Raw genomic sequence first — 7,834 nt, 5'->3', positions numbered from 1 at the left:
AACCCCGCCGGAGCGGGGTTTTTACATTAAAGAGGTGAAACTGACCGATAAGCCGGGTTCTGTCGTGGACAGTCATTCATCTAGGCCAGCAATCGCTCACTGGCTCAAGCAGCCTACCCGGGTTCAGTACGGGCCGTACCTTATGAACCCCTATTTGGCCTTGCTCCGGGTGGAGTTTACCGTGCCGCGGACTGTTACCAGCCGCGCGGTGCGCTCTTACCGCACCCTTTCACCCTTACCTGATCCCGCTTGCGCGGGCCATCGGCGGTTTGCTCTCTGTTGCACTGGTCGTGGGCTGTGACACCCCCCAGGCGTTACCTGGCACCTTGCCCTATGGAGCCCGGACTTTCCTCCCCTCCGCCCGTCTCCCCCTAAGAGGACGACGACGAAGCGGCGACTGTCTGGTCAGCTTCGGCGCGAAGTATAGAGGGTTCGCGCGCCTTTGTCACCCCGCACAACGCATTCCGATCGCCAGCGTCGCGGCAATATTTCGCGAAGCGCGATAAATATTGTCGAATGCGCCGCGGAATGCCTCTTCCAGCGAGCCGATGCTGGTCAGTACGCTGAACACCGCATCGATGCCATATTGATGTACCACGCCGACATCGCGGGTCAGACTGCCGGCAATAGCAATCACCGGTTTATGGTATTTCTTCGCCACATTGGCTACGCCAACCGGTACTTTGCCGTTGATGCTCTGGCTATCGAGTCGCCCTTCGCCGGTTACCACCAGCGTGCAGTCGTGAATATGTTCTTCCAGATTAAGCGCCGTCGTCACAATCTCAATCCCGCTGCGCAGTTCAGCCCCCAGAAAAGCCATTAGCGCGGCCCCCATTCCCCCCGCCGCTCCGGCGCCGGGGGCATCTTTCACCTCCACGCGCAGCGATTTTTTGATAACCGAGGCGTAGTGGGCAAGATTATTATCAAGCTCGACAATGAGCGCTTCGGTCGCCCCTTTTTGCGGGCCAAAAATGCGCGATGCCCCCTGTTCGCCAATCAACGGATTCGTCACGTCGCAAGCCACGCGAATAGCACAGTGTTTAAGACGTGGGTCCATGGACGAAACATCAATTGAATTCAGGCAGTTAAGGGAACCACCGCCATTACCGATGTCGCTGCCGTTGGCATCACAGAGCTTTGCGCCCAGCGCCTGCATCATTCCGGCGCCGCCGTCGTTGGTCGCACTGCCGCCAATACCGATAATAATGCTGGTCGCGCCGTGCTCCAGCGCCTGTAAAATTAGCTCGCCGGTTCCGCGTGAAGTGGTGATCAGAGGATTACGTTTTTCAGGCGGTACCAGTGCCAGCCCGCTGGCCGCGGCCATCTCAATAAATGCGGTTGTGCCGTCCCCGGACATGCCCCAGCGGGCATTCACTTTTTCCCCCAGCGGCCCGGTGACCAGCGCCGTATGCGCCGTACCCTGCGTGGCGGCAATCATGGCTTCAACCGTTCCCTCGCCGCCATCGGCAAGCGGAACAGAAACATATTGCGCATCGGGGAAAATTTCCCGAAATCCTTTTTCTATCGCCTGAGCTACCTCGCTGGCAGAAAGGCTTTCTTTATAAGAGTCTGGGGCAATTACGATTTTCATAGTTATGTCGCCTGACTGTGCCGCGCAAGGCAAGAATGACAGGGCGCGGGAACACGCCCTTCTTGTTAGCGAGTCACTTCCACTTTCGCCAGTTTTTCGTAGTAACACGCCAGAGCGCTATGGTCAGCGGTGCCCAGGCCATCCGCGCGCAGCGCCTGCATCATCTCCATCACCGCCGCCGTCAGCGGTAGCTGGGCGCCGACGCCGTGAGACGTATCCAGCGCATTGGCCAGATCTTTAATATGCAGATCGATACGGAAGCCCGGCTTGAAGTTGCGATCCATCACCATCGGCGCTTTAGCATCGAGCACGGTGCTACCTGCCAGGCCGCCGCGGATCGCTTGATAAACCAGCTCGGGGTTAACGCCGGCTTTGGTGGCCAGGGTTAACGCCTCCGACATTGCCGCGATGTTCAGGGCCACAATCACCTGGTTGGCCAACTTGGTGACGTTGCCTGCGCCAATCTCGCCGGTATGCACCACGGATCCCGCCATCGCTTTCATCAGGTCGTAGTATTTATCGAAAATCGCCTTGTCGCCGCCAACCATGACCGACAGGGTGCCGTCGATCGCTTTGGGTTCGCCGCCGCTCACCGGCGCATCCAGCATATCGATGCCTTTGGCCTTCAGCGCTTCGCTGATTTCGCGACTCGCCAGCGGCGCAATGGAGCTCATATCAATCACCACGGTGCCCGGTTTCGCGCCTTCGATAATGCCGTTTTCACCCAACGCAACGTCTTTCACGTGCGGAGAGTTTGGCAGCATGGTGATAATTACATCGCACTGCTCAGCAATGGCCTTCGCCGTGCTCGCAGTCTCTGCGCCCGCGGCAATCACGTCAGCAATGGCTTCGGGGTTACGGTCGGATACCACCAGCGAATAACCCGCCTTCAGCAAATTTTTGCTCATCGGCTTGCCCATGATGCCAAGACCAATAAAACCCACTTTGATTGTCATAATGTTCTCTCTCTTCATCCTGGTGATTATTTTTTAAAAGAATCAGCAAGTTTCTGGGTTGCTGAACGGAAGACGCCTAAATCGCTACCGACGGCGACGAAGGTCGCGCCCCACTCCAGATAGCGGCGCGCATCGGCTTCCACCGGTGCAAGAATGCCGCTCGGCTTACCGTGTTTCTTCGCGCTGGCGAAGATATGCTGGATGGCGCGCTGGACGTCAGGATGGGCGGCATTGCCCAGATGGCCTAATGCTGCGGCCAGGTCGCTCGGCCCCACGAAAAGGCCATCAACGCCCTCGGTCGCGGCGATCGCATCGACGTTGTCCACCCCGGTCTGGCTCTCAATTTGCACCAGAATGGCGATGTTGTTATTCGACTGAGTGAAGTAGTCCGGTACGGTGCCGAACATATTGCCGCGATGAGAAACGGAGACCCCGCGGATGCCTTCCGGCGGATAGCGGGTCGATGCTACCGCCTGCGCCGCCTGTTCAGCGGTTTCGACAAACGGCACGAGGAAGTTGTAGAAACCGATGTCCAGCATGCGCTTGATGATAATCGGTTCATTGGTCGGCACGCGGACCACCGGCGCGCTGTGGCTGCCCTTCAACGCCATCAGTTGCGGGATAAGTGTGGTCACATCATTCGGCGCATGCTCCGCGTCAAGCACCAGCCAGTCGAAACCAGCAAGCCCTAATACCTCGGTGCTAATCGGATTCGCCAGAGCGCACCAGCAGCCGATTTGTACCTGGTGGGCCGCCAGCGCGGCCTTAAATTTGTTCGGGAAAATTGCGTTATCCATGATTTTACCTTGGGTTAATCGTTGCTTACTTCTGCTGTTCTATACGTTTAATCTCGCCAACCACAAATATAATTTGCAGAATTAAATAGCGAACCGATGCCTATTTTCTTTTACCCTTGAACATTTAGATATTTTTCTGAAAAAGAATACTTTTATTATTTTTTTAAGCGGGCTATTTATTCTCATATCGAACACCGCAAAACATGACTCAGTATAATCATCCCACCGTGACCAGGCACTATGCATAATCACAATATAAGCGCTTTAATAATCATTTTAGTTATGCAAATGCCATAGGTTATGGGCGCTAATCCACAGTTCTTAGGATTGCCGTTCAATGCTGGCAACCGTCACCGCAAGCAGTGACCAAGATCACATTTTGCTGCTATAACTCCTGACATTCTGTATTTCATCATTCTGATAGGCACAAGCTGAATTAACGTTTTATTTTTATTATTAGCACCGTTCTGGAGAACACTGGACAATGGCTGAGATTGAGATTCGACAACAGTCGCCGACGGCGTTTTATATAAAAGTGCACCCTACCGATAATGTGGCGATTATTGTTAACGATCGCGGTTTACCCGCCGGAACGCGTTTTCCGGATGGCCTGACCCTCATTGAACATATCCCGCAAGGTCATAAAGTCGCCCTTGTCGATATTCCTGCCCATGGTGAAATCATCCGCTACGGCGAAGTGATTGGCTTCGCCGTTCGCGATATACCAAAGGGAAGCTGGATTGATGAGTCGTTGGTTGAGCTGCCGACCGCGCCGCCGCTCAACACCTTACCGCTGGCGACCAAAGTCCCGGAACCGCTGCCGCCGCTGGAAGGATACACTTTTGAAGGCTATCGCAATGCCGATGGCAGCGTGGGAACTAAGAATTTGCTGGGGATCAGCACCAGCGTGCACTGCGTCGCCGGTGTAGTGGATTATGTGGTCAAGATCATCGAACGCGATCTGCTCCCAAAATACCCCAACGTCGACGGCGTGGTCGGCCTAAACCATCTGTACGGCTGCGGCGTGGCGATTAACGCCCCGGCGGCGATCGTACCGATTCGCACCATCCACAATATCGCGCTGAACCCCAACTTTGGCGGTGAGGTGATGGTGATTGGTCTGGGCTGTGAAAAGCTGCAGCCGGAACGTCTGCTGCAGGGAACCGAAGACGTGCAGCCGATCGCCGTCGATAGCGCAAGCGTAGTGCGTTTGCAGGACGAACAGCATGTCGGCTTTAAATCGATGGTCGATGATATTCTGCAGGTTGCCGAGCGCCACCTTACGAAGCTGAACGCCCGTCAGCGAGAGACCTGCCCGGCTTCCGAATTAGTGGTCGGTATGCAGTGCGGCGGCAGCGACGCCTTCTCCGGCGTGACCGCCAACCCGGCGGTGGGCTATGCCTCAGATCTGCTGGTACGCTGCGGCGCGACGGTGATGTTCTCGGAAGTGACCGAAGTGCGCGATGCTATCCATCTGTTAACCCCGCGCGCCATCAACGAAGAAGTTGGCAAGCGCCTGCTGGAAGAGATGGCCTGGTACGATAACTATCTGGAGCTGGGGAAAACCGACCGCAGCGCCAACCCGTCACCGGGCAATAAGAAAGGCGGTCTGGCCAACGTAGTGGAAAAAGCGCTGGGTTCAATTGCCAAATCAGGTAAAAGCGCCATCGTCGAAGTCCTTTCGCCGGGTCAGCGCCCGACGAAACGCGGGCTTATCTATGCGGCGACGCCGGCCAGCGATTTTGTCTGCGGTACTCAACAGGTGGCTTCCGGTATTACCGTTCAGGTGTTCACCACCGGACGCGGCACCCCTTACGGCCTAATGGCGGTACCGGTGATAAAAATGGCGACCCGTACCGAGCTTGCCAACCGCTGGTACGACTTAATGGATATCAATGCCGGTACTATCGCGACCGGCGAAGAGACGATTGAGGAGGTTGGGCAGAAACTGTTCGAGTTCATTCTCGACGTCGCCAGCGGACGTAAGAAAACCTTCTCCGATCAATGGGGTCTGCATAACCAGCTGGCGGTGTTTAACCCGGCGCCGGTGACGTGACCCTAAAAGTCAGCGTCTATCGCCAGTCGGGTTATAGAGCATACCCCGGCTGGCAACTTACACCGAATTATGATTTGACGAGAATAACGTCAATACCGCCCTTACGTAACCCCTCCAGACTTTCTTGCGGAATCCCGTCATCGACAATAATGGTATCAATGCGCTGCGTATCGATGATTTTATGTAAACTGGAACGATTGAATTTACTGGAATCAGTCACAACGACGATACACTCCGCGACTTCGCACATTTTACGGTTCAGGCGGGCTTCATCCTCATTATGAGTGCTGATCCCACGTTCCAGATCTATCGCATCCACCCCGAGGAAAAGCATATCAAAGTGGTAGTTCTGCAAGGACTGCTCAGCCTGATCGCCATAGAATGACTGCGACTGGCGACGCAGGTGCCCCCCCGTCATCAGTAATTCTACGCCTTCAGCTTCTAACAACGCGTTGGCGACATTCATTCCATTAGTCATCGCGATAACATCGCTATGCTGTCGGAGCTGGCGCGCGATTTCACAGGTGGTAGTGCCTGAGTCGAGAATAATTCGGTGTCCCGGTTTTATCAGCTCAGCGGCGGCGCTGGCAATTTGGCGTTTGATGGCCGTATTAAGCGCGCTTTTATCTTCAACTGAAGGTTCAACGCCTGGAGTATGACTATCGCAAATCAGCGCGCCGCCGTATGCTCGCACCGCAATGCCCTGTTTTTCCAGAAACGCCAGATCGTTGCGTATCGTGACCGTCGATACACCATACGCCTCCGCCAGGTCATTAACCTGGACGCTTCCCTGCTGTCGCAACCGCTGGATGATCTGCTCACGCCTTTCACTTGTTCCCGCAATGCGCTTTTCGGCAGATGACTCGCTGCTGTTCATAACAATATCCTTGGCTGTATCTTTCGTTTCATTTCGTTTTAACTATTAACGCCTTTCTTTTAGCAGAATGCAAGCGCTATTGGCACGGCAAAAAAGGAACCACACCGTGCTGAAAGCTTTCATTATGTTTCTTTTGTGAAACAGATCGGAAAACTATTATCTTTCGTTTTATTTTTAAAGCACGCTGAAGCACTATAAAGCGAAACAAAACGAAAGATTAAATCGTTGATTTCTGACCTGGAGAGGAAAGTGAAACATCTTACACAATTGGTGGTGCGACACAAACAGGGTGAAGCGAATGGTATTTACGCGGTGTGCTCCGCGCATCCACTGGTACTGGAGTCCGCCATTCGTTTTGCCCAGGCAAACCATACGCCCCTGCTCGTTGAAGCGACCTCCAATCAGGTTGATCAGTTTGGCGGTTATACCGGTATGACCCCCGCTGATTTCTGCGGCTTTATCTATCATCTTGCCGATACACTGGGGTTCCCCCGCGACGGGCTCATCCTCGGCGGCGATCATCTGGGGCCAAACCGCTGGCAACATCTTCCGGTCGCACAAGCCATGGCCCACGCCGACGATCTGATTAAAAGCTATGTCGCCGCCGGGTTTAAAAAAATCCACCTCGATTGCAGTATGTCATGCAAAGACGATCCCATTCCCTTAACCGATGACCTTGTCGCTGAACGCGCCGCAAGGCTGGCGAAAATCGCGGAAGAAACCTGTATTGCCCTGAAAGGCAAATCGGATCTCGTTTACGTTATCGGCACTGAGGTTCCCGTGCCCGGTGGCGCTCACGAACCCCTCAACACTCTACAAGTCACCACCCCGGATGCGGCTCGCGCCACTCTCGATGCACACAGGGTCGCCTTTACCAGTGTGGGGCTCGAGGGTATTTGGCCGCGAATTATCGCGCTCGTGGTACAGCCTGGCGTGGAATTCGATCATGCACAAGTCATTGATTACGAATCTGAAAAAGCAAAATCCCTCAGCGCTATGGTGGAAGACTATGCCACATTGCTCTTTGAAGCGCATTCCACGGATTATCAGACCCCGCATGCGCTACGCCAACTGGTAGTCGATCATTTCGCGATTTTGAAAGTCGGCCCGGCGTTGACTTTCGCGCTGCGTGAAGCGCTTTTCGCTTTAGCAGCGATTGAAGAAGAAATCGTACCGGCAAAATCCTGTTCGGGATTACGCATGGTACTGGAAAACGTCATGCTCGATCGTCCGGAATACTGGCAAAGCCACTACCACGGCGATGGCCACGCACGGCGGTTAGCACGCGGCTACAGCTATTCCGATCGCGTTCGCTACTACTGGCCGGACAGCCAGATAGACACCGCTTTAGCGCATCTGGTGCGCAATCTGGCCGATGAAGCCATTCCGCTTCCGCTCATTAGCCAGTATCTGCCTTTACAGTACGTAAAAGTTCGCGAGGGGGCGCTCAGCGCTACGCCGCATGAACTCATCATTAGCCACGTCCAGGACATCTTGCAGCAATACCATGACGCCTGTCAGGGCATGACATCTCATAACGGATAACAACGAAGAGGA

The 7,834-nt window shown here is 54.6% G+C and carries 6 protein-coding genes and 1 other RNA gene; 2 read left to right on the top strand and 5 right to left on the bottom strand.

Going from position 1 to position 7,834, the window contains the following annotated elements:
- Positions 1 to 32 precede the first annotated feature (32 nt).
- The 4 genes from rnpB to garL all read right to left on the bottom strand — a co-directional run bounded on the left by rnpB (position 33) and on the right by garL (position 3,344).
- Positions 33 to 413, bottom strand: an RNA gene (gene rnpB, locus ABLU86_RS22475) — RNase P RNA component class A.
- A 32-nt stretch (positions 414 to 445) separates the two neighbouring features.
- A complete protein-coding gene (garK, locus tag ABLU86_RS22470) occupies positions 446 to 1,591 on the bottom strand; it encodes a glycerate 2-kinase (RefSeq protein ID WP_045359731.1) in 1,146 nt (381 codons plus the stop codon).
- A 65-nt stretch (positions 1,592 to 1,656) separates the two neighbouring features.
- Positions 1,657 to 2,547 (bottom strand): 2-hydroxy-3-oxopropionate reductase, encoded by an 891-nt coding sequence (gene garR / locus ABLU86_RS22465; protein ID WP_015369560.1) that lies wholly within the window; start codon positions 2,545 to 2,547, stop codon positions 1,657 to 1,659.
- Positions 2,548 to 2,573: 26 nt separating this feature from the next.
- A complete protein-coding gene (gene garL, locus ABLU86_RS22460) occupies positions 2,574 to 3,344 on the bottom strand; it encodes a 2-dehydro-3-deoxyglucarate aldolase (RefSeq protein ID WP_020077861.1) in 771 nt (256 codons plus the stop codon).
- Positions 3,345 to 3,828: 484 nt separating this feature from the next.
- Here garL and garD point away from each other — a divergent pair, with 484 nt between their 5' ends.
- The gene (gene garD / locus ABLU86_RS22455) at positions 3,829 to 5,400 is read left to right on the top strand and encodes a galactarate dehydratase (RefSeq protein ID WP_072382543.1); all 1,572 of its coding nucleotides are present in this window, start codon (positions 3,829 to 3,831) and stop codon (positions 5,398 to 5,400) included.
- A gap of 67 nt (positions 5,401 to 5,467) precedes the next feature.
- On the opposite strand, the gene ABLU86_RS22450 is transcribed toward garD, so the two are convergent.
- Positions 5,468 to 6,277 (bottom strand): DeoR family transcriptional regulator, encoded by an 810-nt coding sequence (locus ABLU86_RS22450; RefSeq protein WP_015369557.1) that lies wholly within the window; start codon positions 6,275 to 6,277, stop codon positions 5,468 to 5,470.
- 249 nt (positions 6,278 to 6,526) lie between these two features.
- On the opposite strand from ABLU86_RS22450, the gene kbaZ reads away from it, so the two are divergent.
- Positions 6,527 to 7,822 carry a tagatose-bisphosphate aldolase subunit KbaZ gene (gene kbaZ, locus ABLU86_RS22445; RefSeq protein WP_032707304.1) on the top strand — a complete coding sequence of 432 codons (1,296 nt, stop codon included), beginning with the start codon at positions 6,527 to 6,529 and terminating at the stop codon, positions 7,820 to 7,822.
- The last annotated feature ends 12 nt before the right edge of the window (positions 7,823 to 7,834 follow it).

It is taken from the genome of Klebsiella sp. JN_Kp121 (assembly GCF_040062145.1).
Lineage (GTDB): Bacteria > Pseudomonadota > Gammaproteobacteria > Enterobacterales > Enterobacteriaceae > Klebsiella > Klebsiella aerogenes.
The sequence above is the reverse complement of the archived record's forward strand: the minus strand, read 5'-3'. Positions and strand labels throughout refer to the sequence as shown.

Excerpts from the sequence above, each read along its gene's own strand:
- garK (WP_045359731.1), bottom strand. The coding sequence starts at position 1,591 with ATGAAAATCGTAATTGCCCCAGACTCTTATAAAGAAAGCCTTTCTGCC.
- garR (WP_015369560.1), bottom strand. The coding sequence starts at position 2,547 with ATGACAATCAAAGTGGGTTTTATTGGTCTTGGCATCATGGGCAAGCCG.
- garL (WP_020077861.1), bottom strand. The coding sequence starts at position 3,344 with ATGGATAACGCAATTTTCCCGAACAAATTTAAGGCCGCGCTGGCGGCC.
- garD (WP_072382543.1), top strand. The coding sequence starts at position 3,829 with ATGGCTGAGATTGAGATTCGACAACAGTCGCCGACGGCGTTTTATATA.
- ABLU86_RS22450 (WP_015369557.1), bottom strand. The coding sequence starts at position 6,277 with ATGAACAGCAGCGAGTCATCTGCCGAAAAGCGCATTGCGGGAACAAGT.